We start from the raw sequence: 22,337 nt of genomic DNA on the forward strand, positions 1-22,337 counted from the left end.
TTTTGAATATGATTGTCAAACAGTTGACCGTGGGTTCCATGGCAGTCTGCTGCTATGTGGTGGGCTGCGAGGAGACAAAGAAGTGCGGGATCATTGATCCCGGCGGCAACGAGGAGAAGATTCTCGCCCTCTGTCGGGCTGAAGGGCTCAGCGTTGAAATGATTCTCTGCACCCACGGCCATCCGGATCATGTTTGCGGCAACGCTGTGATCCAGAAGGCCACCGGCGCCCCCATCCTCATGCATGCGGCGGATGCCGAGTTTTTTGCCCGGCCGGAGATCATTGACTATTTCTCCATGCTCGGCCTGCCCCCTTCGCCGCCTGCGGACCGGACCGTAACCGATGGCGAGGAAATCCTCATCGGCAAACTCACCCTGACCGTTCTCCATACCCCTGGGCATACCCCGGGCGGGATCTGTTTTTACGGGGCGCCCCATCTGTTTACCGGCGACACCCTCTTTGTCGAAGGGCTGGGGCGGACCGATTTCCCCGGCGGCGACAGCAATCAGCTGCTGACTTCCATCCACAAGAAGATCCTGGCTTTGCCCGAGGAGACCGTGGTCTGGCCGGGGCATGGCTATGGCGGCGCCAAATCCACCGTGGGCGAAGAGGCTCGCCACAACCCGTACCTGAAAGGGAACTGGTAGCAGATGCGGGAGATTGTCCTCGGCACGGCCGGCCATGTGGACCACGGCAAGACCAGCCTGGTCCGAGCCCTTACCGGCATCGACACCGACCGGCTCAAGGAAGAGAAGAAGCGGGGCATCACCATCGAGCTCGGCTTCGCCTTTCTTGATCTGCCCTGCGGCCATCGCCTCGGCATCATCGATGTGCCCGGGCACGAACGCTTTGTGAAAAACATGGTGGCCGGCGCCACCGGCATTGATCTGCTCGCCTTTGTCATTGCGGCGGACGAAGGGATCATGCCCCAGACCCGAGAGCATTTCGAGATCTGCCGTCTGCTCGGGGTGAAACGGGGGCTGGTGATCCTCACCAAGAAAGATATGGTGGATGCGGAGTGGCTGGAGCTGGTGCGGGAGGATGTCCGCCAGTTTCTGGCTGGCAGTTTCCTGGAAGACGCCCCCATGGTCGCGGTTTCCTCCACCACCGGCGAGGGACTCGACGAGGTCCGCGAGGTTCTCGACACCCTGGTGCGGGGCAGCGAGTTTTCCGAGGCCCATGGCCCGTTTCGGCTGCCGGTGGATCGGGTTTTCAGCATGAAGGGGTTCGGCGTAGTGGTTACCGGCACCTCCATCTCGGGCCGGATCGGAGTGGGCGAAGACATCACTGTCTATCCCCAAGGGCATACCGCCAAGATCCGCGGCATTCAGGTGCACGGCCAGGATGTGGAGCTGGTCGAGGCGGGCAAGCGTACCGCCATCAACATCCAGGGGTTGGACACCGAGATGATCAGTCGGGGCAACATGCTCGCTACCCCAGGAACCCTTGCCCCCTCCTTTCTTCTGGACGGAGATTTTTTCTATCTCTCCGGGAACGCCAAACCTCTCAAGAATCGAAGCAGGGTGCGGATCCACATCGGCACCGCCGAGATCATGGGTCGGGTGGTGCTCCTGGAGGATGAGGAGCTGCTCCCGGGCAATCGGGCCAACGTGCAGCTCCTGCTTGAGGAGCCCTTCGGCGCCTGGCCCGGGGACCGCTATGTGGTGCGGAGCTATTCGCCGGTGGCCACCATCGGCGGCGGCGGGATCTGGAACGGCTCCCCGCCCAAACGGCGCCGCTTTAAGGAAGCGAACAGCGAGATCTTTGCCCTGTATCAGGAAGGATCCGCCGAGGATATCTCCCTCCTGCATTTGAAGGAGGCCGGGGTTGTCGGACTCACCTTCGATGCGCTCTGCGTCAAAATGGGGCAGTTCGGCAAGCGTTTCCGTAAGCTGCTCGACGGGCCTATCTCCAGCCGGAAGATCATCATGGTCGATTCCGATCGGCAGCGCATGATCGCGGCGGAAACCTTCGAGGGGATGAGTGCAAAGTTGACCAAGATCCTGGCCGATTTTCACCGGGACAATTCGATGAAGCCGGGCCTCTCCAAGGAGGAGCTGCGTTCCAGGCTGCATCATGACCTGGATCAGAGACTTTTTCAGCTCTTGCTCAATACCCTGGTCAAGCAGGGGACCATCGCGGTCGAGGAGTCCGTGGTCAGGCTGGCGGATCATCGGGTATCGCTGAAGGCGGACGCCCAGGATATCCGTGCCGAAATGGAGTCTTTTTACGGCGAGGCGGGGCTGACACCGCCCACCGTGCGCGAGGTGCAGGAGCGTTTTGCCAAGTATCCCGGCCCCTTGGTGCGTGAGGTCCTTGAGTTGCTGGTCCGCGAGCAGGTGCTGGTCAAGATCAGTGAGGATCTCTATTTTCTGGGCCGGGCCATCACCGAACTGCAGGAAAAATTGGTGGCCTTCATCAAAAAGGAAGGCGAGATCGATGCCCCGCGCTTTAAAAATCTCACCGGCTTGACCAGGAAGTTTTCTATCCCATTGCTGGAGTATTTTGATAAAATCAAGGTAACCATTCGGGTTGGCGATCGCCGTCTGTTGAGGGAGACTCGGTCATCGGCACAATAAGCGGCAATACCGGCGGCTTGAAAACCGCCCAGCTGAAAGGGCTTGAGCGCATTGCCGGTCGTCGGGTTTCTCCGGATATGATCATCAGTCCGGAGCTGGCAAAAGAAATCTGGACCGTTGCCCTTGAGCTCGGACGGCAGATTGGCGTGTTGCTCAGCCGATCCGGGCAGGTCGAGGCGGTCATGGTCGGGGATCATCGCTCCATCATGATTCCGTCCCTGAAGCAATTCCGCTCCTCCGGCGGGCGTCTTAAGGGCTTGCGCTGTGTGCATACCCATCTTTCTGGCGAGGATCTCAGCGAAGACGACTTGATGGATCTGCTTTTCCTGCGGTTGGATATGATGAGTGTGGTGAAGATGGATCAGGGCGGGGCAACCCGGCTCTATTCCGCCCATCTGGTGCCGCAACCGGTGGCGGGCCGCAACTGGCTCTTGCTGCCGCCTGAGATTCCCAGCCAGCAGTTCCGCTGCCGGGATTTCATTACCTCGCTTGAGGATCAGTTTGCCAAGGCCAGGCCGGTGCGGGAGATTGATCTGGGGCGGGACCGGGCAATTCTGATCAGCGTGACCCCGCTTTCCAAGGGCAAGGCCCAGGAGTCCATGGACGAGCTTGTCGAGCTGGCGCGCTCCGCTGAGGTAATCGTGCTCGACACCGTGGTGCAGCGGAGGGAAAAGATCAATCCCCGCTTGATCTTGGGCAAGGGCAAGCTCGGCGAGATCATGCTGACTGCGCTACGGCTCAATGCCAATCTGCTGATCTTTGACCAGGAGCTGAATCCTTCCCAGGTGCGATCGATAACCGACCACACCGAACTGCGGGTTATCGATCGCACCCAGCTGATTCTCGATATCTTTGCCCGGCGGGCCTTGAGCCGGGAAGGCAAGCTGCAGATCGAGATGGCGCAGCTCAAATACATGTTGCCCAGACTGACCACCCGTGACGACGCCTTGTCCCGGCTTACCGGCGGCATCGGCGGACGGGGCCCAGGGGAAACCCGCCTTGAGGTGGACCGCCGCCGTATCAATGATCGGCTGGGAAAGCTGGGCAAAAAATTGAAAGAGGTCAGCCGTGAGCGGGAACAGCGGCGGAGCCGGCGCCGCAAAAAGGACTTGCCGGTTCTCTCGCTGGTCGGCTATACCAATGCCGGAAAGTCAACCCTGCTCAACACCCTGACCAAGAGCACCATTGTCGCCGAGGACAAGTTGTTTGCCACCCTGGATCCGACCAGCCGGAGGCTACGCTTCCCCGAGGACGTGGAGGTCATCATCACGGATACGGTGGGCTTTATCCGCAATCTTCCGGAGGAGCTGCTCAAGGCCTTCAAGGCGACCTTGGAGGAACTGCACGAGGCTGATGTGCTCGTGCATGTTATCGATCTTAGCAATCCGCGCTGCGGCGACCATATCCGGGTGGTGGAGGAGTTGCTGCGGGAGCTTGAGCTGGACAATCTCCCCTGCCTCAAGGTTTTTAACAAGATTGATCTGGTGGCGCCGGAGGGAGTGGCCGAGCAGCTGCGGCTCCACGAGGGGGTTGCCCTAAGTGCTCGGGATGCCAAAAGCTTTGGTCCTTTTTTGGACAGGGCCAGGAGCATGGTGCTGAAAAAATGGCAGGTGCGCAGGGAAGAAGGGGTTGGGGTTGAGGATTTAGCGGAAAGCTGAAGCATGGCTGAAGGGGTAAGCCCCCCGCATGAGGAAAAGCTGGTATGAGCCCCCTGCCTTTCCGGGGCCTTTCCGTGCTGTCTCTTCTGCTGAGCGGTCATCTCGATAACGATGATATTATGTTGCAACAACGGCTAATGGATTATGTGCACACTCTTGAGTAAACGATATCTGCGCGGTGTTGCTTCTCTGCTGCTCGCTCTGGCCATTTTCTTTGGGGGCGGGGAGTCCGCGCTTGCCCAGAATGCGACCATCGAGGAGTTGATTGTTACCAACTCCAGTACGGACCTGCTTTTGTTTCTCACGGTCAATAATGCCTTTACCAAACAGATGGAGGAGGGGATCAGAAACGGTATCCCGGTGACCTTCAGCTTTTATGTGAAGCTGGAACATAAACGGATGTGGATGAATCAGGAGTTCGTTTCCCTGCAGTTTGACCATACCCTGAGCTACGATACGCTGAAAGAGGAGTACAGTATTGTCCGTTCGGAGCTGCCGGGACAGACATTCCGCACCAAAACCCTGGGTGAGGCGAAAAAAGCCATGGCCCAGCTCAATGGCCCTCCGATATCGCCGCTGAAGCTACTGCAGCCGGAGGCGGGATACCTGCTCAGGGTGAAGGCCCGGCTGGCGGAAAAAACCCTGCCGCTCTATTTTCACCATGTGATTCCCTTCTGGAGCCTCTGGGATTTTGAAACAGAATGGTACACCGTGGAATTCAGGTATTAGCATGGATGCCACCCAGGAGGAGGTCCTCACGAAAGACCGGTTGCGCCGAAAAAAGCGCATTCGTCTGATCATCCTTTCCTGCCTCGTTCTGATCCCTCTGCTGACCTATTTTGAAACCAGGATCGTACAACTGGGAGCCATCCCCTTTCCGGTCAGCGGCAATGTTCTGATCTTCGTCCTCATCAATTTCAATATCCTCCTGCTGCTGTTAATGGTTTTTCTGGTGCTCCGCAATCTGGCCCAGCTCGTTTTTGAGCGGCGGCGCCGTTTTTTGGGGACAAAGCTTCGTTCCAAACTGGTGATCGCCTTTGTTTCCATGTCCTTTTTTCCTACCGGTCTGCTTTTTTTTATCGCCCTGCAGTTTGTTTCCACCAGCATGGATTACTGGTTCAATATCAATGTTGCCCAGTCCCTTGAAGAATCCATCTCCATCGCCAAGAATGTTTACCAGGAGGCGCAGGACCAGGTTGACCGCCAGGCGCGTCTTATCGCGGAACGGTTGGAAGCGAAGCGGTACGGCGATATTGGTGTGGAAAATCTGAGCCCTGTGCTGCAAGAGATCATGAAAAGCCATGGCCTGGCCGGAATCGAGGTGGTCTCAGGACAAAGAGAGGTCTTGGCCCGTGCCTACCGGCCGGAGATCATCAGCGAAGGTGTCCCGGAAATTCCGCTGAACATGCTGCGGAACGCGCTGGCCGACAGTAAGGAACAGTTAACCATTCAGCCGGTGGCGGCCGGGGAATTGGTGCGCGGGGTCAGCCCGGTACGGATTGGCGGTACCGATGGTCGTTCGGGGGTGCTGATTGTTTCGCTGCTCATTCCCCAGGAACGGGTCAGGCGGATGCAGACCATCTCCGCCGGGTATGAGGGCTACAAGCAGTTGATGATTCTCAAGGCCCCGATTAAAACCAGTTTGCTGGTCATGCTGCTGATTGTCACCCTGCTGATTGTCTTTTGCGCAATCTGGTTTGCCTTTTATGTGGCCGGCGGCCTGACCGGGCCCATCGGCAGATTGGCTGAGGCGACGCGGCGGGTGGCAGAAGGGGAGCTGGACTTTGTTCTGGAAAAGACCTCTGGCGACGAGATGGGAACCCTTGTTGATTCCTTCAATCGGATGACCAGCGATCTCTCCGCCAGCAAGCGGCAGCTCGAAGAGGCAAATGGTGCCCTGCGCCAGGGCAATCTTGATGCCGAGACCAGACGGCGTTACATGGAGATTGTCCTGCAGAATGTGGCGGCCGGGGTTATCTCTCTCGATGAGCACGGCCGGATCACCACGATCAACCGCTTTGCCGAGGAACTTCTCCGTATTGACCGCGGTGGTTTTGAAGGCAAGGAATATCGCACGGTACTCAGGCCGGAGCATCGGGCGGTTCTGGAAGGGTTCCTTTTCGAACTGGCCAAAAGCGGCAAGTCGTCCCTGGAAAGACCGCTGCGCCTCACGGTGGGTGATGAGACCTTTTCGCTGCGGGTGAATCTCACCCGACTGGAAGATGAAAACAATCAGCCCCTTGGCGTGGTTCTGGTGTTTGATAACCTCACCGAGCTGGAAAAGGCGCAGCGGATGGCGGCCTGGCGTGAGGTGGCGCGGCGGATCGCCCATGAGGTGAAAAACCCGCTCACTCCCATCCAGCTTTCCGCCCAGCGGCTTCGCAAGCGCTATCTTGATCGGCTGGCCGGGGATCAGGAGGTGTTTGATGTCTGCACCAAAACCATTGTCAATCAGGTTGACGAGCTGAAAAAACTGGTGAGCGAATTCTCCAGTTTTGCCCGCATGCCCGCAGTGCATAAAGCCATGGGCAATATTGCCGAGATGGCCAATGAGGCCTTCGTTCTCTATCAGGAGGCCCATAAAAACCGGCAGTTTCGCTTGCGGGTGGAGGGGCCGATTCCGCTCTTTTCCTTTGACGTCAAACAGATGAAGCGGGTGCTCGTGAATCTTCTCAACAATGCCGTGGCTGCCACCGTTGAGAACGGGGTGATCGAAATTGTTCTCGCCTGCGAGAAAGAGCGCAATGTGGTCATTCTCGAGGTGCGCGATAATGGCTCCGGGGTGAGCGATGAGGACAAGTTGCGGCTTTTTGAGCCGTATTTTTCAAGAAAAAAGACCGGCACCGGCTTGGGGCTGGCCATAGCCAGCACGGTGGTCGCGGACCATCACGGCTATATCCGGGTCAAGGACAACGAGCCCCAGGGAGCCCGGTTCATTATCGAGTTGCCCCTGGACAATGGCTAGAAAACCGTCCCCCATGCCATGCAGGGCATGGTATATTGGGCATAGCTGGCAAATTTTAGTGAAACGACAGTAGCGAAGCGACGGTAGCGAAGCGACGATGGCAAAGAAAATCCTTATCATAGACGACGAAGCAAGTATCCGTGATTCCCTGTCCGGGATTCTCACGGACGAGGGGTTCCACGCGCTCTCCGCGGAGGATGGCCAGCACGGCCTTTCCCTCTTGGAGGAGGAGCGGGTGGATCTGGTGCTTCTCGATATCTGGATGCCTGGGCTTGACGGGCTCGAGGTATTGAAACGAATCAAGGAGTCCCATGCCGAATTGCCGGTGATCATGATCTCCGGCCACGGCACCATAGAGACGGCGGTGCAGGCAACCAAGATGGGGGCCTATGATTTTATTGAAAAGCCGCCCTCCTACGACAAGATCATTCTTTCCATCAACAATGCCCTGGATCTCGCCCGCCTCAAAAAAGAGAATCTCATCCTGCGCCAGCAGAGTCAGCGCGCCACGCAGCTCACCGGCAAATCACCGGCCATGGCGGAGCTCCGGCAGTTGGTGGAGCGGGTGGCTCCCACCGAGGCCTGGGTCTTGATCCGGGGGGAGCATGGCACCGGCAAGGAGCTGGTGGCCCAGAGTATCCACCGCTTGTCGAAAAACGCGGCCAAGCCGATGATCGAACTGAACTGCGCCGCCATTCCTGAAGAGCTGATCGAGTCCGAGCTGTTCGGCCACGAGAAGGGGTCGTTTACCGGAGCCACCGCCAGTCGGCGGGGGAAGTTTGATCTGGCGGACGGCGGGACCCTCTTTCTGGATGAAATCGGCGATATGAGCCTCAAAACCCAGGCCAAGGTGCTGCGCATTCTCCAGGAACAGAAATTTGAGCGGGTGGGCGGCTCGAAAACCATCCAGGTCGAGGTTCGGGTCCTGGCCGCGACGAATAAGGATCTGGAGCAGGAAATCGAAAACGGCACGTTTCGGGCGGATCTTTTTTACCGGCTCAATGTGGTGCCCATTCAGGTGCCGCCGTTGCGGGAGCGCCGCGAGGATATTCCCCTGCTGGTCGCTGATTTTTTGGCAGACAACGCGAGGAAGGGGTTGGGGGATAAGAAGTTCAGCCCAGAGGCGCTGCAGGCCATGATGCATCACGGCTGGCCGGGCAATGTCCGCGAATTGCGCAATTTTGTCGAACGGGTCATGATCATGTGCCCGGCGGAAACGGTGGATGAGGGTATGGTCGGGCGGCTGCTCGGTATTGCGCCGGGAGAAGGTGCGCCCTTTGTTGCCGGACTTGATGTCCAGTACCAAACCGTGAGCTACAAAGAGGCCAAAAGGATTTTTGAGCGGGATTTTCTCAAGACCCGTCTTGCCGCGCATGACGGCAATATTTCCCAGACTGCGGAACAAATTGGCCTGGAGCGGAGTCATCTGCACAGGAAGATGAAATCCTTGTCCCTGGACGAAGAGTAAGTGTTGATTGTCCCGAAACCAGAGAGGATGCCATGAGCGAATACGACGCCACCCTTCCCGACCAGAAGGAGTTGGAAAAGGAAATCGGGGAGTATCTCAGCAAGAAGTACGGGCAGAAGGTGAAGATCATCTCCAGCGGTCTGCTGCCCATGTCCCAGAGCGAGGAGAGCGACTCGGGTAAGCCCAGCAAGGCTGGGGCGGCGGATTTTCATTTCGATACCAATCCGGAAGAGCTCATTGCCTATCTCGACGAATATGTGGTGCGGCAGGATGAGGCCAAGGCCATTCTTGCCACCAAGATCTGTACCCATTTCAACCGGATCAGCTACGCCCTGGCGAAACCGCGGCAGGCCAGGCGCAGCATGGGGCAGATCAAAAGCAATGTTCTGTTGATGGGGCCGACCGGGGTGGGCAAGACCTTTCTGATCAAGCTTATTGCCCGGCACCTTGGGGTGCCTTTTATCAAGGGCGACGCCACCAAGTTCAGTGAAACTGGGTATGTGGGCGGGGATGTGGAGGATCTGGTCCGCGATCTCGTTCGCGAGGCGGACGGGGATATTGATCGGGCTCAGTTCGGCATTATCTATCTGGACGAGATCGACAAGATAGCCTCAAGCCCGTACAGAATCGGGGCCGATGTTTCCCGGACCGGGGTGCAGCGCGCGCTGCTCAAACCCATGGAGGAAACCGAGGTCGAGCTCAAGGTGCCCCACGATCCGGTCTCGCAGATCGAAGCCATCGAACAGTACCGGGCTACGGGCAAGCGCGAGCGGCAGGTGGTCAATACCAAAAATATTCTTTTTATCACGAGCGGCGCCTTTGCCGGGCTTGAAGATATCATTAAGAAGCGGGTACAGCAGCAATCCATGGGCTTTGAGAGCTCCGTCTCCTCGGTGAAAACCGGTGGGCGTTTTCTCAAACAGGTCAAGGCGGAGGATCTTGTCGAGTTCGGCTTTGAAAGTGAGTTTGTCGGGCGTCTGCCTGTTATCGCCGTGCTCGATGAACTGAGTGAAGATGATTTTTACGAGATTCTGGCGAATCCTAACAGCTCCATCGTGGTTGCCAAGAAACAGGATTTCCGGGTATACGGGATCAGTCTGCAGTTTGAAGAGGAAGCACTGCATGAACTCGCCAGACTGGCCAAGCAGGAACGAACCGGAGCCCGGGGGCTGGTAAGCGTCATGGAAAAGGTTCTCCTCCATTACGAGAAAAAGCTCCCCTCCACCAGCATCCGCCATCTGGTGGTGGGTGTGGAAATGGTGCATTCTCCGGCCGCGGTACTGGAAAGGCTGCTGCGGGACGAGGGGGTGCAGGCGGAGCATCGTACCCGTTTTGAGGCGTTGCAGGCTGCGGAATTTGAGCGGTTGACCGCTTTTATTCTCAAGCGGATGGGGAGTTATCTCGAAGACCATCAGGTGCTGACCACGCCAACGCGACTGCAGCTCATGGCCAAGGAGAGTCAGGATCAGGATGTGGACCCCCGCGAGGTCTGTGACACCTTTATTCGTTTCGTTCAGGCCATCCATGATTCGGAGATGGAGATCAGCGAAAAATGCGGGGTCAAAGTGCTCTTCAGCGAAGAGGCGGTTGATCGGCTTTTGACCCGCGAACCGCGGACCCTTGAGGCCATTCAGGCCGCATGCGCCCAAATTCTGCAGGCCATGGAATATGGCCTGCGCCTCATGGGACAGAAAAAAGGGGTTGCGCAGGTGGTTGTACCCAAGGAAGGAGTCGATGCGCCGGAGCGGTATATCAATACCCTGGTGGGAGAAACCTTTAAAGTTGAATAGGAGCCGGGGGAAGATCTTCGCCGGCTGAACCAAGGAGAGCATAAACCATGATTTTTCCTGAATACCGAGCCCGCAGGCTCAGACAGAACGAAACCTTTCGGGCGCTTGTCCGTGAGACCACTATATCTCCGGCCAATCTGGTCTATCCGCTTTTTGTCATGCCCGGCAAGGGTATTCGCGAAGAAGTATCCTCCATGCCGGGGGTGTTTCGGATATCCGTTGATCAGTTGGCCAAGGAAGCCAAAGAGTGCATGGGGTTGGGGGTGAACTCGGTTCTTCTCTTCGGTCTGCCGGAGAAGAAGGATTCGAAAGGTTCAGGCGCGCACGCCAAGGACGGCATCATCCAGCGGGCCATCAGGGAGCTGAAAAACACGGCGCCTGCGCTTACGGTCTGTACGGATGTGTGTCTGTGCGAATACACCAGCCATGGCCATTGCGGGATCATTATTGATAAGGTGGTGGATAATGACTCTACTCTTGAGGTGTTGGCCAGGATTGCGCTCTCCCACGCTCAGGCCGGGGCCGACATGGTGGCGCCTTCGGACATGATGGATGGTCGGGTTGCCGAGATCAGGGGTATTCTTGATGAGAACAATTTTCACATGCTGCCGATCATGTCCTATGCCGTAAAATATGCCTCCGCATTTTACGGACCCTTCAGGGATGCGGCTGAATGCGCTCCCCAGCATGGCGACCGCAAGAGCTATCAGATGGACCCGGCAAATGTGCGGGAGGCCCTGCGGGAGGCAACTCTGGATGTGGAAGAGGGGGCGGATATCCTGATGGTTAAGCCGGCCATGGCATATCTGGACATCATCAGCCGGTTGCGTGATGAATTCGACCTGCCCATCGCCGCCTATCAAGTGAGCGGCGAGTATGCCATGATCAAGGCGGCCGCGGCCAATGGCTGGCTCGATGGGGAAAAGGTTATGCATGAAAGCCTGCTCAGCATCAGGCGGGCAGGCGCGGATATCATCATCACCTACTTTGCCAAGGAGATGGCTCGATTGCTCAACGGATAGGCCAGGGGGGCTAGAGATGTTTTTTCTGGAGCATGCCGGGGTGCATTGACTCTCGTTCTGTCCCTTACTTTGTTACCGTAATCTCGCTGCCAAGTTTTTCCACGATCTTGGGGCCGATACCTTTCACCTTGGCCAGTTCTTTTGTTGATTTGAACTGGCCATTTTTTTGTCGGTACTGGACAATGGCTTGCGCCTTGGCCGGGCCAATGCCCTGCAGGTTGGTGAGTTCCTGAGGGGTTGCTTTGTTGATATCCACGGCGCCAAAAGCGACCGTTGCCCAGCATAAACATCCGCACAGCGTTGAAAGAAAAATTTTCAGCATGGGTTTCCTCCTGAAAGAATAATGCAGAGTGCACCATGCACCCCGGCATGGTTCTGTTGTCCGCGAAGAAGACAGTTGTCGCCTAACACACGGATGCCTTATTGATGGTATCTGGATGTTAGGCGGATGTCAAGGGGGGGAGTACGGAAAAGCGTATTCCGTGGAAGAGGGCGGAATCCGCTTTTGCCCTCACTGGCAGCCCGGGGAAGGATTACTTGGTTGCGGGGGGGGTGATATTCAGGGGTGCGAGAGGAGTAAGCAGGTAGTCGGTTCGCACATTGCCAAGGCTTGCGAAGATGGTGGCTTTGAGGGCGGGGTCCTTTTCATAGAGGGGGGTGAGCCAAGTCCGGATCGTTTCCCTGCGCGAGTCCGCGGCAAGAGGACAGGGGTTGGTCACAGGGGTTATGCCCAAGCTTTGTCCAAGTTCGACGATTTGTTTTTTTCCCACCATGGCCAAGGGACGGATCAGGGCCAGCTTGCCAGCAAACAGCTCCTGCTTTGGCGCCATGGCACTGAGATTGCCGCCGTAAAACAGATTGAGGAAAAACGTCTCGATGATGTCCTCCTGATGGTGACCGAAGGCGAGTTTGTTGCAGTGATGTTCATCCGCCAGCGAGAAAAGCCGGCTGCGGCGTTGGCGGGCGCAATGATAGCAGCCGCTTTTGCCATTTTCGGCAAGGAGCGCCTTGTGCCCGAATTCGGTCCGCTCAAGCAGCATGGGCAGGTCGATGCGGCGGAGTTGTTCCTTGACCAGATCGTATTCCACGCCGCCGAAGCCCATGTCGAGATGGACCGCCAGAAGCTCATAGCGGATCGGGGCCTTGTGACGCCATTCCTTCAACAGCCAGGCAAGGACCAGACTGTCGATACCGCCGGAAACCGCAATCATCACCCTGTCGCCATCGGCCAGCATCTGGTAGAGATGCATGGCCCGGCCAACAAGGTGATTGAATTGCTTGGGGAGGGCGAACACGGGCAGGATTATTTTTTCAGATAGGGGCAGTCGGCAATTTTTTGTTTGAAGCCTTCTCGGGCAAGTTGCTCGGCACTGAGCCATTTTACGCCGCGCTTTGCCTTTTTGAAAAACTGGAACATGTCGGCAAGCAGGGGTTGCTGGGTCTCGTCGAACGCACCGGAACATAAGGTTTTTCCGGTTTCTGCCTGGATGAGTTTGTAGGTAAAGGAGACAGAGGCCGGGCTGACAATGGAATATTCAGACCCTTCCCGCTCGGTAAAGCGTTGCAGGGTGCAGAGAAGGACCGCATCAGCAACCTTGGTCTTGCAGATGGTAACGACCGCACTCGTTCGGCAACGGGCCATGTCCTTTTCAAGGGCATCGCGTTGTCCCGGCGTGAGGAGGGCGATATCTTCGCGGTTAGAGAAATATTCCGCCAGCATTGTGTCTAGGAGTATCTGTCCTTTTTCAAGTTGTTGCATCTCTTTGGCCGGACGATTGCTCTGGCCATCCATGCTGATTTCCACAGGAAGCACAACGATTGTTTTAATTGGCGCCAATTCCTCGGCCTGGATCTGAACGGTTTTTTGTGCGCAGCCGGAAAGCAGGGTGAGTACGGTCAGGCTTGCCAGAAAAACGGTATACGGTTTGCAGAGTGTCACGATGGTTTCTCCAGTGTAAAAATTATAAGGAGCCCTTGGATGAGACGGGGCCTTGGGCGCGGGGATCAATAGTCGTTGCCTCGTCAAGGGCCCGGCCCAGAGCCTTAAAGATTGCTTCGAGAATATGATGGGTATTTTCGCCATGGGCCATTTCCACATGCAGGGTCAGCCCGCCATGCAATGAAAAGGCGCGGAGAAACTCTTTGGCCAGCTGGGTGTCAAAGTCGCCGACCTTCTGTTCAAGATAGGGCACGCCATAATGAAGATGCGGCCTATTGGAGCAATCCAGGGTCACCCGGACCAGGGTTTCATCCATGGGTAGGGCACTGAAGCCGTAACGTTTGATCCCGGAAAAATCCCGCAATGCTTTTTTCAGGGCCTGTCCCAAGCAGATCCCGAGATCTTCCACAGTGTGATGTGCGTCAACCTCGGTGTCGCCGGTGGCTTGGATGGTAAGATCAAAAAAACCATGGACGGTAAAAAGGGTGAGCATGTGATCCATGAAAGGCACTCCCGAGTTGCACTGGGCTTGGCCTGTGCCGTCAAGGGCGAAAGAAAGGACTATGTCGGTTTCTTTGGTTTTGCGTTGCACTTCGCTTTGCCGGGCTCTCTGTGCTGCCATGGGGTCGCTCCTGCAAGTATCCGGCTGTTTGCACTGAAGCCGGGAACGTCAGTTAAAGAAAAGATAAGTAAAAAAAGAAGAATGATAGTATATACCAAGATGAAGCTGCTTCCGGCAATAGGAATCCCCATCTTTCTCAGGGAAAAGATTGTAATAACAAAATATTATCGATCTTTCCGGGGCTAGGGGGAGATGGTGCTGCAATGGATATATTTATCCCGGGCGTTCAGGTTTTTTGTTGACAACCTCTTCCCGCATTGTTATACATCTTGCGTTTTTCACAGTGTAAACAATGAGCGGGAATAACTCAGTGGTAGAGTGCAACCTTGCCAAGGTTGAAGTCGCGAGTTCGAATCTCGTTTCCCGCTCCACATTTTGATTGAGGCTCCTTTTTTGTGGGCCTATTTGCATTGACCGACAGCCCGTCCTGCATTTTTTCATGGCAGAGCGGGCCATTTTGACTTATATTGTTGTATTCTTTTATGGTTTTGCGAGGGCTTTGAAATGAAGACTTATTTGACCCCGGTCAAAGATATTGAGCGTAAGTGGTTGATCGTTGATGCTCAAGATAAGGTACTTGGACGTCTTGCTTCCGAGATTGCGACGCGTTTGCGCGGCAAGCACAAGGCAAATTACTGCACCTTTCAAGATGTCGGTGATTTTGTCATCGTAGTCAATGCGGACAAGGTCCGTCTGACCGGAAAGAAGTGGGATGACAAGATCTATCGTCATCACTCCGGTTTTATGGGTGGTTTGAAGGAAAAGACCGCCAAGGTCCTTCTGGAGCAAAAGCCGGAAGAACTCTTGCGCAAGGCTGTTCGTGGCATGTTGCCCAAAAACACCTTGGGGCGGCATCAATTGAAGAAATTAAAGGTATATGCCGGAACGGAGCATCCCCATACCGCCCAGCAGCCTGAGTCTCTGGAATTATAAAGCTGAGTTGAGCAGCTTGCCTGCTTAAACGAAACTTATGCCCTCTGGGTATAAAATCCTGCACTGTATACAACAGGATATTGGAGCTTGAACATGGCAGATAATAGTTTTTACGCGACCGGAAAAAGAAAGACCGCTGTGGCCAGGGTATGGTTGAGACCGGGTTCCGGTAAAGTCCAAGTCAACAAGATGACTGTGGAAGATTATTTCGGCGGTGGTTTTGACTACATGCAGAAAATTTCCAAGCCTTTGGCTTTGACCGACACCGCAGCAAAATTTGATATTCTCGCCACCTTGACCGGCGGCGGCAAGATCGCCCAGACCGAGGCCTTGCGCCATGGTATCTCCCGGGCTCTGCTGATTGTTGATCCCGAGCATCGTGCACCCTTGAAAAAAGCAGGCTTTCTGACCCGCGATCAGCGCGCGAAAGAGCGGAAAAAATACGGTCAGAAGGGGGCCAGGGCGAGGTTCCAGTTCTCCAAGCGTTAATCGTTGTCTGGTATTGGATTTTCAATATCACCGACACTATTGTGTATCTCATCAGGGGAAGGCGCTCATCGCTCTTCCCCTGATTTTTTTTGGCCTGTGTCAGGCCTCTTTTAGGTTCGAGACTGAGTGGAGAAGAAGATGCTAAAAGTCGGCATTGTCGGTGCATCCGGCTATACCGGGGCGGAACTTGCCCGGATACTGTGCAATCATCCCGAGGTGGAGCTGACGGTGGCGACCTCCCGGCAATACGCGGGAAAACCCCTTTCCCATGTGTTTCCCAGCCTGCAGGGACGGGTGGACATTCTCTGTGAAGATCTCCAGGTTGAGGCGCTTGTCGACCGGGCGGATTTTTTCTTTACCGCAGTACCCCATCAGACCGCCATGGATATCGTGCCGCAGTTGATAGCCGCAGGGAAAAAAGTTGTCGATCTCTCCGCTGATTTTCGCATCCATGACGCGCAGGTCTATGAGCAGTGGTATCAGGCCCACAGTGCCAAGGATCTGCTTGCTAGCGCGGTGTATGGCCTGCCAGAACTGCATCGGGACGCGATTTGCAAATCGCAGCTGGTTGCCAACCCCGGCTGTTACCCAACCAGCGTTATTCTGGGGCTGGCCCCGTTGCTCAAGTCCGGGCTTGTTGATCCTGAAACCATTATTATCGACTCTAAATCCGGGGTTTCCGGGGCAGGCCGGGCGGCGCAAACAGGGGCGCTCTTCTGCGAGGTGGCCGATGGCTTCAAGGCGTACAAGGTGGGCGAGCATCGCCATACCCCGGAGATCGAGCAGGAGTTGGGCGGATTGTGCGGTAAGCCGGTGACGGTATCCTTTACCCCCCATCTGGTGCCGATGTCGCGGGGCATTCTCAGCACGATCTACGCCAAGGCGGTCAAGCCGCTTTCCGGGTTGAGCGAGTTGTATCAGGATTATTACCGGGACGAGGAATTTGTCCGCGTCTGTCCAACTGGTCAGTATCCGGCGACCCAGTACATTAGGGGCAGCAACTATTGTGATATCGGGACCAAGTTTGATCCGCGCACCGGCAGGGTGATCATCCTCTCCGCCATTGATAACGTGGTCAAGGGTGCCTCCGGCCAAGCTGTGCAGAACATGAACCTCATGTGCGGCTTTCCGGAAAATACCGGGCTGAGAATTGTGCCCCTTTTTCCATAACGCAGTGCGAAACATCAAGCTTGTCCTTGCCTATGACGGGACCGGCTATGCCGGCTGGCAGAGACAGTCGGGTCAGCCCTCCATCCAGCAAACCCTGGAAGAAGCTATTGTCCGTTTGACCCAGGGTCCGGTACTGCTCCACGGGGCTGGGCGTACCGATGCCGGGGTGCATGCTGAGGGGATGGTGGCCAATTTTCAGACAGAGGCGTCTATCCCTCTCCTTGGCTTGGTGAAGGGGTTGAACAGCATGCTGCCCGAGGCAATTCGGGTGCTGAGCGCTGAAAAGGTTGCCAATGATTTTCATGCGCGCTATAACGCCACGGGCAAGGTGTATACATACACCTTTATGGCCACGGAGATCATGCCGCCGTGCTTGCGGCTCTATGCCGCTCAGGTTCGCGACCCTTTTGCCTGCGATGCCGTTCGTCTCTGTCTGCCGATGCTGGTCGGCACCCATGATTTTAGCAGCTTTGAGGCTGTCGGCTCTCGCGATCTCTCTCGCGCCGGTTGCAGAGGTGCGGTACGGACCATCTTTGCCGCTTCTTTGGCTGAGCAGGAAGAAGCCATGCCGGTCTGTCGACTGATTATCTCCGGGGATGGCTTTTTGCGGCACATGGTGCGCAACATTGTCGGCACCCTCTTTGCTGTGGGGCGTGGGCGGTTAACCCCCCTTGATTTTCAAGAGATTGTTGCGGCCCGCGATCGAAGCCTGGCCGGTCCAACAGCGCCAGCCAAGGGATTGACCTTGAAGAGGGTTTTGTACTAAGGCCGTGTTGTTTTGCCAAGTAACTTGCTTATGTTGTAACGGCTCCTAAGTTTTGTTGGCTTCGTGGGGTGACTGCCGGAGCCTTTTTTCAAACGCCATGACAAGGAACGAAAATGGAAGCGGAAATTATTACTCTTGCGGCACGAGTCAAGCAGATCAAGCCTTCGCCTACCCTTGCCGTGAACGCCAAGGCCAAGGCCTTGAAAGCGGCTGGGGCTGATATCCTCAATTTCAGCGTGGGTGAGCCGGATTTCGATACTCCGCCCCATGTCTGCGAGGCAGGGAAAAAAGCCATTGACGAAGGGTTCACCCGTTACACCGCAGTGCCGGGCATCCCGGAGCTGCGCGAGGCCATCAGCCAACGGTTGGCCCAGGACAAGGGTTGGAGCTATACGCCCGAGCAGATTCAGGTCTGTTGCGGCGGCAAGCACGGGCTTTACAATATGGCCCAGGCCCTGTTCGGTCCCGGCGATGAGGTGCTGATCCCGACCCCGTACTGGGTGTCCTATCCGCCCATTGTCTTGTTGGCAGGCGCCACCCCGGTTGAGGTGCCGCTCTCGGAGGAAAACGGTTTCGACTTGAGCGAGGAACTGCTCAGTCGCTACGCTACCCCGAAGACCAAGGCCATTATCCTCAATAGCCCTTCCAACCCCACCGGCGCTGTCTTTTCCGCCAAGGCCCTTGAGGCGGTGGCCAAGTTGGCTCTGGCCAATAAATGGCTGATCATCTCCGACGATATCTACGATACCATCGTTTATGGCGACGGTACGCTTCCCCATATCCTGGATGTGGACAAGCGTCTCGCGGCCCAGACCCTGGTGCTCAACGGCGTGTCCAAATCCTTTGCCATGACCGGCTGGCGCATCGGCTATACCGCCGGACCCAAGCACATTATCGCGGCCATGAACAAGATCCAGAGCCAGAGTACTTCCAATCCGACCTCCATCTCCCAGAAGGCGGCGTTGGCCGCGGTGAGCGGGCCTCAGGATTTTCCGATCATGATGCGGGATGCCTTTGTTCCGCGGCTTGATTTCATCATGGGGGCTTTGGCTGATATTCCAGGTGTGACCTGCGTACGGCCCAAGGGCGCATTTTACGTGTTCCCCAACATCTCCGCTTATTTGGGCCGGAGTTTCAATGGGAAGGTAATGGCGAACTCGGTTGATCTGGCGGATTATTTGCTGGATGAGGCCTTGCTGGCCACGGTGCCGGGTGCGGCATTTGGGGCGGATAATTTCATCCGTTTCTCCTTTGCCACGGCAATGGGGACCATTGAAGAAGGGATGAGGCGGTTGGCTGAGGCGTTGGGGAAACTCTCGTAGAAGACTGGTAAGGATCAGCTGGGGAGTTTTTCATCGCTGTACGGTTTTTTGTAAACTGTAGGCGATTCCACGGGGGGGCAGATGCCCCCCTGTGACGGGTTGACTCAGCCTGGGCCGTAATCATTGGGTGCTGCTTCGCTCAAGGCCCAGGTCCAGCTGTCCAGAGGGCGCTCTTTCGAGACCGCCTTTTGGCCGTTCTGGGAGTAACACTGGTAGACCCACTCCCCACCTTTATTGAAAACCCTGATAAGTCCATGATTGGCGTGTGTGAACCACCCTTCAGAATATGTTCCGTCCATGTGCCCCTCTCTCTTTCCTGATGGTTATCTCTTTATAATCCCGCCTGCCACATTTCTATTTTTCAAGACAATGGGCAATACATTCCTTGCATTTCTTCTCGGTTTTTCCGGTCTGGCAGTACTTGCTGAATCCTGAGATGAGATCGCTGCCGCCTCGTGGGCATTGTTCGATGAAGCTGACGAACTGGGTCAGCCGGTCGATGATCTCCTTGGGCGCGGCATGTTCAATCTTGCAGGCCCCTTCTTCCGCTACTTGTTCCCCAACGGCGAGGACCTTGATAAAAAAATCCTTGAGTGCCCGATGCCGGAGGATAACATCCTTGGCCATTTCCTGCCCGGCTGGGGTGAGGGTGATAACCTCATAGGGTGCATAATTGATCAGACCCTTTTGGGACAGGGAGCGAAAGGCTTCGGTCACGGAGGAACGGCTCACCTTGAGGGTGCTGGCGATCTCTTTAGCCCGGGCCACCTGCTTTTCGGCGATGATGTGGAAGATGGTCTCCAGATAGTCTTCCAGGCTGGCGCTGAGTCGTTTCGGAGTGGTCATTGGCTTTGGGCGGTTGTCCTCTGTGCGCGGAGGGGAAAAAAGGGTTTTGCAAGGTCAGGAAGCGATAAAATCCCTCTGTTCGTCTTTTGGAAATATTATTAGGACGGACTAACAGTATTAAGGACTGGAGTGGTTGTCAAGTTTTATTGGTCGAAACTGGAGGGAGTTTGGGAAAGTTCCTTAAACATTCTGGTGTGATAGCCGGCGCGTCTTTGGTCTGGTTTGAGGTGGAGGTAGATTGCGGCGAGTTCTTTATGGGGCAAGGCAAAATTGTCGTCGGCGGCAATGGATTCTTCAAATGCGGCTATCGCTGCGGGAACTTTTCTTAGTTCCCGCTCAACCAAGCCAAGGTTGTAAAGATAGACTGATTTTTTCTGGGGGTCCAGCCGGATGGCTTCGTTAAATTCCCCGCGCGCCTTGTGGTATTCTTTGAGTTTCCAATAGGCCTTGCCAAGCTGGCCGTGAGCCGCCCCGGCTATGGGTGCGACCTGTACCGCCTTGGCGAAGTACTTATGTGCATTTTGGTAGTCGCCTAAGCCGTAATAGGCAGTCCCGGTATTGAGCAGGGTAATATAGTGGTAGGGAAATTTTTCCAGCATGGTCAAGAGGTGGGGCAATGCTTCGCTGTATTGCTCCTGAGCCAGATAGGCTGGGCCGATATAGGCATGCGGAGTCACATCGTTGGGTTGATAGTGCAGGCTTTTGTTGCCGCTGGTAATGACCTCCGGCCAGTTCTCTTCCACCGTTGCCACGCAGGTCTTGAGATAAAAATGGTCCGCGGCAATAGCCTTAAGGTTGTCCACCATAATGATCGGCGCAAACACGAGTAAAATTATCCCAGCATAGGCAGCAAAACGTTTGGGGATGTGGATAGGGTTGTAGATTCTTCCTTCCTGCGCCAGGGAGGCGAGAAGCCCGAGTAAAACCATGATGGTAAAAAGCGGGATCATCCTCTCAAAGGGAAAGCAGAACAAGGCGTTGATACCGATTCCCATCAGAGACAACCCTATGGCTTGGAGTTCGAGGGATTTTGTGAGATTCCCTCTGCACTCTTGGTGGGTTCTGAAAAAAAACAAACCCAGCGATCCGATGAGTCCGGCGAAGAGGGCTAGGCCGACAAGGCCAAGTTCCGCCCAAAATTGCAGGTAATCGTTATGGGCGTCTTTGAGGTATTGGGTATAGAGAAAGAGTGACTCTTTTTGGACCGATGGAAAATGAACCTTCAGGTTTCCCAGCCCAACCCCGATGAATGGATGCTGACGGATCAGGGTGATGGTGTCTGACCAGATGGCGAAGCGGGCATGATTTCCCTGGATGGAGGCGATGGAGGCGGCCCGGAGGCCCACGGCTTCATAGCCGGGGGTGAAGCCGGCAGGGCCGATGTTCATCATGGTCAAGACAACAAGCAGGCCAGCGAGTCCGGCCCATTTTTTTTGTTTGGACCAGAAAGGGGCGAGGTTCAGCCGGGTTGTCTTGCGCAGGACAGCGAACAGCAGGCATTGGCAGATAACTGCCAGCCATCCGGCTCGGGTTTGGGTATAGATGAGATAGGTCGTAATCGGGCTGAGCATGAGGCCAAAGGCCCAGGTGGTACTATTTTTTTGCGTGGTTAGAAAAAGGAAGCCGCCCACTGGAAAGAGCAGGACAATGAAGTGTACGGCCATGTTTTTGTTGGCATAGTTTGCTGCAGGCGGAGCAAGCTGGGGGATACTAGAGAAGCCAAAGAGATATTGGCTGATGCCCAGCACCGCGACCAGGAGGGCGGCACCGAACAGGGATACCAGTACTTGGCGCCGTTGGAATGAGGAGCCAGCGACCTGTGAGATTAGGAAAAAAAAGAGAAGGCCCACCAGCCATTGGCGGCCAATTATCCAAGTCTCGTAGGAATTGTGGGCAAAGGTGGAGGTGAACAACGCCCAGCCGAGAAAGAAAAGAAGGGGCCAGGTGAAAAATGGTAGTTTGTGGAGAGAAAAGGGCTTATAGGAGGTTTGGTTGGCCAGCCAGGAAAGGGTTAGAATAAGTCCGCTGGTCTTTAAAAATAAGTGTTGAGGGAGATTGGTATAGTCACTGATGCCAGGATAAAAAGTAAGAGGTACAGTAAAAACAATGAACAGGAAAAAAAAGAAAATTTGTTTACGAAGGGAGAAAGTCATGGGGTAGTAAGCCCATTAATGATTAATACACACACAAAAAAAGCGGCTTCCATAGGGGCCGCTTTTTTTTGTGTGTAGAAATAAAGACTCAAGTTGCAGAAAAGAATTTAGTTTCCCCAAGATCCTGTTTTTTTACCAAGGATTGCTGGTGTCGGAGCAGTGGTTGTATTTTCTGGAGTTGTAATTTCAATGACGTACGTTTTGTTATTTATTGAAACTGAAACTTCTCCAACTGTTGCTGACGGGGTGGTTTCGTAATCTGTGTCAATAAGTTCCTCTAAGCGGGTTGCTCCGGCACTACTATCCAGAACTGGGGTCACAGAACCACCAGCAAGATTTTTAGCAAAATTGATGGTGGCACCACCGCGGGCTGCGCCCAGAACACCCTCTGCTGCAGCATTTGAAGCTTCAGTTGTTAGATCCTGATATTTAGGAACAGCAACTGCAGCAAGAATGCCCAAAATAACAATGACAACAATCAATTCGATCAGGGTAAAGCCTTTTTCATTTCCCACCAGATTCGTCTTCATACCGTTCTCCTTGTGAATGGTTATTGGTTTCCATTACTCTTTTTGCCTATCTCCGGTCAAATCATTTTTGTAGAAGTTTGATGCT

21 protein-coding genes and 1 tRNA gene are annotated in these 22,337 nt (G+C 55.3%); 14 read left to right on the top strand and 8 right to left on the bottom strand.

Features of this window, described 5'->3' with window-relative positions:
- Positions 1–8: 8 nt before the first annotated feature.
- The 8 genes from OLX77_RS09670 (at position 9) to hemB (ending at position 11,482) form a co-directional block, all read left to right on the top strand.
- Positions 9–647, top strand: coding sequence for an MBL fold metallo-hydrolase (locus OLX77_RS09670; protein ID WP_307633392.1), 639 nt, complete (start codon positions 9–11; stop codon positions 645–647).
- A 3-nt stretch (positions 648–650) separates the two neighbouring features.
- Positions 651–2,579 (top strand): selenocysteine-specific translation elongation factor, encoded by a 1,929-nt coding sequence (gene selB, locus OLX77_RS09675; RefSeq protein WP_307633393.1) that lies wholly within the window; start codon positions 651–653, stop codon positions 2,577–2,579.
- Between the two features lie 17 nt (positions 2,580–2,596).
- Positions 2,597–4,237 (top strand): GTPase HflX, encoded by a 1,641-nt coding sequence (gene hflX, locus OLX77_RS09680; protein WP_307633394.1) that lies wholly within the window; start codon positions 2,597–2,599, stop codon positions 4,235–4,237.
- Between the two features lie 156 nt (positions 4,238–4,393).
- The gene (locus tag OLX77_RS09685; protein ID WP_307633395.1) at positions 4,394–4,966 is read left to right on the top strand and encodes a DUF4390 domain-containing protein; all 573 of its coding nucleotides are present in this window, start codon (positions 4,394–4,396) and stop codon (positions 4,964–4,966) included.
- A gap of 1 nt (position 4,967) precedes the next feature.
- Complete coding sequence (locus OLX77_RS09690) at positions 4,968–7,202, top strand: sensor histidine kinase (protein WP_307633396.1); 2,235 nt, start codon at positions 4,968–4,970, stop codon at positions 7,200–7,202.
- A 97-nt stretch (positions 7,203–7,299) separates the two neighbouring features.
- On the top strand, positions 7,300–8,670 hold the full coding sequence (locus OLX77_RS09695; RefSeq protein ID WP_307633397.1) for a sigma-54-dependent transcriptional regulator: 1,371 nt from the start codon (positions 7,300–7,302) through the stop codon (positions 8,668–8,670).
- 32 nt (positions 8,671–8,702) lie between these two features.
- The gene (locus tag OLX77_RS09700) at positions 8,703–10,460 is read left to right on the top strand and encodes an AAA family ATPase (RefSeq protein WP_307633398.1); all 1,758 of its coding nucleotides are present in this window, start codon (positions 8,703–8,705) and stop codon (positions 10,458–10,460) included.
- Between the two features lie 47 nt (positions 10,461–10,507).
- Positions 10,508–11,482, top strand: a complete 975-nt coding sequence (gene hemB, locus OLX77_RS09705) for a porphobilinogen synthase (RefSeq protein WP_307633399.1) — start codon at positions 10,508–10,510, stop codon at positions 11,480–11,482.
- 64 nt (positions 11,483–11,546) lie between these two features.
- On the opposite strand, the gene OLX77_RS09710 is transcribed toward hemB, so the two are convergent.
- The 4 genes from OLX77_RS09710 to hisB form a co-directional block, all read right to left on the bottom strand.
- Positions 11,547–11,804: a ComEA family DNA-binding protein gene (locus OLX77_RS09710; protein WP_307633400.1), complete on the bottom strand. Its 258-nt coding sequence runs from the start codon at positions 11,802–11,804 to the stop codon at positions 11,547–11,549.
- 211 nt (positions 11,805–12,015) lie between these two features.
- Positions 12,016–12,777, bottom strand: a complete 762-nt coding sequence (locus OLX77_RS09715; protein ID WP_307633401.1) for a tRNA lysidine(34) synthetase — start codon at positions 12,775–12,777, stop codon at positions 12,016–12,018.
- Between the two features lie 8 nt (positions 12,778–12,785).
- Positions 12,786–13,421, bottom strand: coding sequence for a hypothetical protein (locus OLX77_RS09720; protein WP_307633402.1), 636 nt, complete (start codon positions 13,419–13,421; stop codon positions 12,786–12,788).
- Between the two features lie 22 nt (positions 13,422–13,443).
- Positions 13,444–14,043 carry an imidazoleglycerol-phosphate dehydratase HisB gene (hisB, locus tag OLX77_RS09725; RefSeq protein ID WP_307633403.1) on the bottom strand — a complete coding sequence of 200 codons (600 nt, stop codon included), beginning with the start codon at positions 14,041–14,043 and terminating at the stop codon, positions 13,444–13,446.
- Between the two features lie 296 nt (positions 14,044–14,339).
- Between hisB and OLX77_RS09730 the strand changes: the two genes are divergently transcribed.
- From OLX77_RS09730 to OLX77_RS09755, 6 genes are all read left to right on the top strand, one after another.
- Positions 14,340–14,414: transfer RNA gene (locus OLX77_RS09730), tRNA-Gly, on the top strand.
- 133 nt (positions 14,415–14,547) lie between these two features.
- Positions 14,548–14,976, top strand: a complete 429-nt coding sequence (gene rplM, locus OLX77_RS09735; protein ID WP_307633404.1) for a 50S ribosomal protein L13 — start codon at positions 14,548–14,550, stop codon at positions 14,974–14,976.
- 93 nt (positions 14,977–15,069) lie between these two features.
- Complete coding sequence (gene rpsI, locus OLX77_RS09740) at positions 15,070–15,465, top strand: 30S ribosomal protein S9 (protein WP_307633405.1); 396 nt, start codon at positions 15,070–15,072, stop codon at positions 15,463–15,465.
- A gap of 138 nt (positions 15,466–15,603) precedes the next feature.
- Positions 15,604–16,635: an N-acetyl-gamma-glutamyl-phosphate reductase gene (argC, locus tag OLX77_RS09745; RefSeq protein WP_307633406.1), complete on the top strand. Its 1,032-nt coding sequence runs from the start codon at positions 15,604–15,606 to the stop codon at positions 16,633–16,635.
- Between the two features lie 4 nt (positions 16,636–16,639).
- Positions 16,640–17,401, top strand: coding sequence for a tRNA pseudouridine(38-40) synthase TruA (truA, locus tag OLX77_RS09750; protein ID WP_307633407.1), 762 nt, complete (start codon positions 16,640–16,642; stop codon positions 17,399–17,401).
- 113 nt (positions 17,402–17,514) lie between these two features.
- Complete coding sequence (locus OLX77_RS09755; RefSeq protein WP_307633408.1) at positions 17,515–18,723, top strand: pyridoxal phosphate-dependent aminotransferase; 1,209 nt, start codon at positions 17,515–17,517, stop codon at positions 18,721–18,723.
- 104 nt (positions 18,724–18,827) lie between these two features.
- Here the strand turns inward: OLX77_RS09755 and OLX77_RS09760 are convergent, their stop codons facing one another.
- The 4 genes from OLX77_RS09760 to OLX77_RS09775 form a co-directional block, all read right to left on the bottom strand.
- Entirely contained in the window at positions 18,828–19,022 is a 195-nt protein-coding gene (locus OLX77_RS09760) for a hypothetical protein (RefSeq protein WP_307633409.1), read from the bottom strand.
- A gap of 55 nt (positions 19,023–19,077) precedes the next feature.
- Complete coding sequence (locus OLX77_RS09765; RefSeq protein ID WP_307633410.1) at positions 19,078–19,569, bottom strand: metal-dependent transcriptional regulator; 492 nt, start codon at positions 19,567–19,569, stop codon at positions 19,078–19,080.
- Between the two features lie 143 nt (positions 19,570–19,712).
- Positions 19,713–21,482, bottom strand: a complete 1,770-nt coding sequence (locus tag OLX77_RS09770; RefSeq protein ID WP_307633411.1) for an O-antigen ligase family protein — start codon at positions 21,480–21,482, stop codon at positions 19,713–19,715.
- 347 nt (positions 21,483–21,829) lie between these two features.
- On the bottom strand, positions 21,830–22,252 hold the full coding sequence (locus OLX77_RS09775; RefSeq protein WP_307633412.1) for a pilin: 423 nt from the start codon (positions 22,250–22,252) through the stop codon (positions 21,830–21,832).
- Positions 22,253–22,337 lie beyond the last annotated feature (85 nt).

The sequence above is a fragment of the Thiovibrio frasassiensis genome (assembly GCF_029607905.1).
Classification (GTDB): domain Bacteria; phylum Desulfobacterota; class Desulfobulbia; order Desulfobulbales; family Desulfurivibrionaceae; genus Thiovibrio; species Thiovibrio frasassiensis.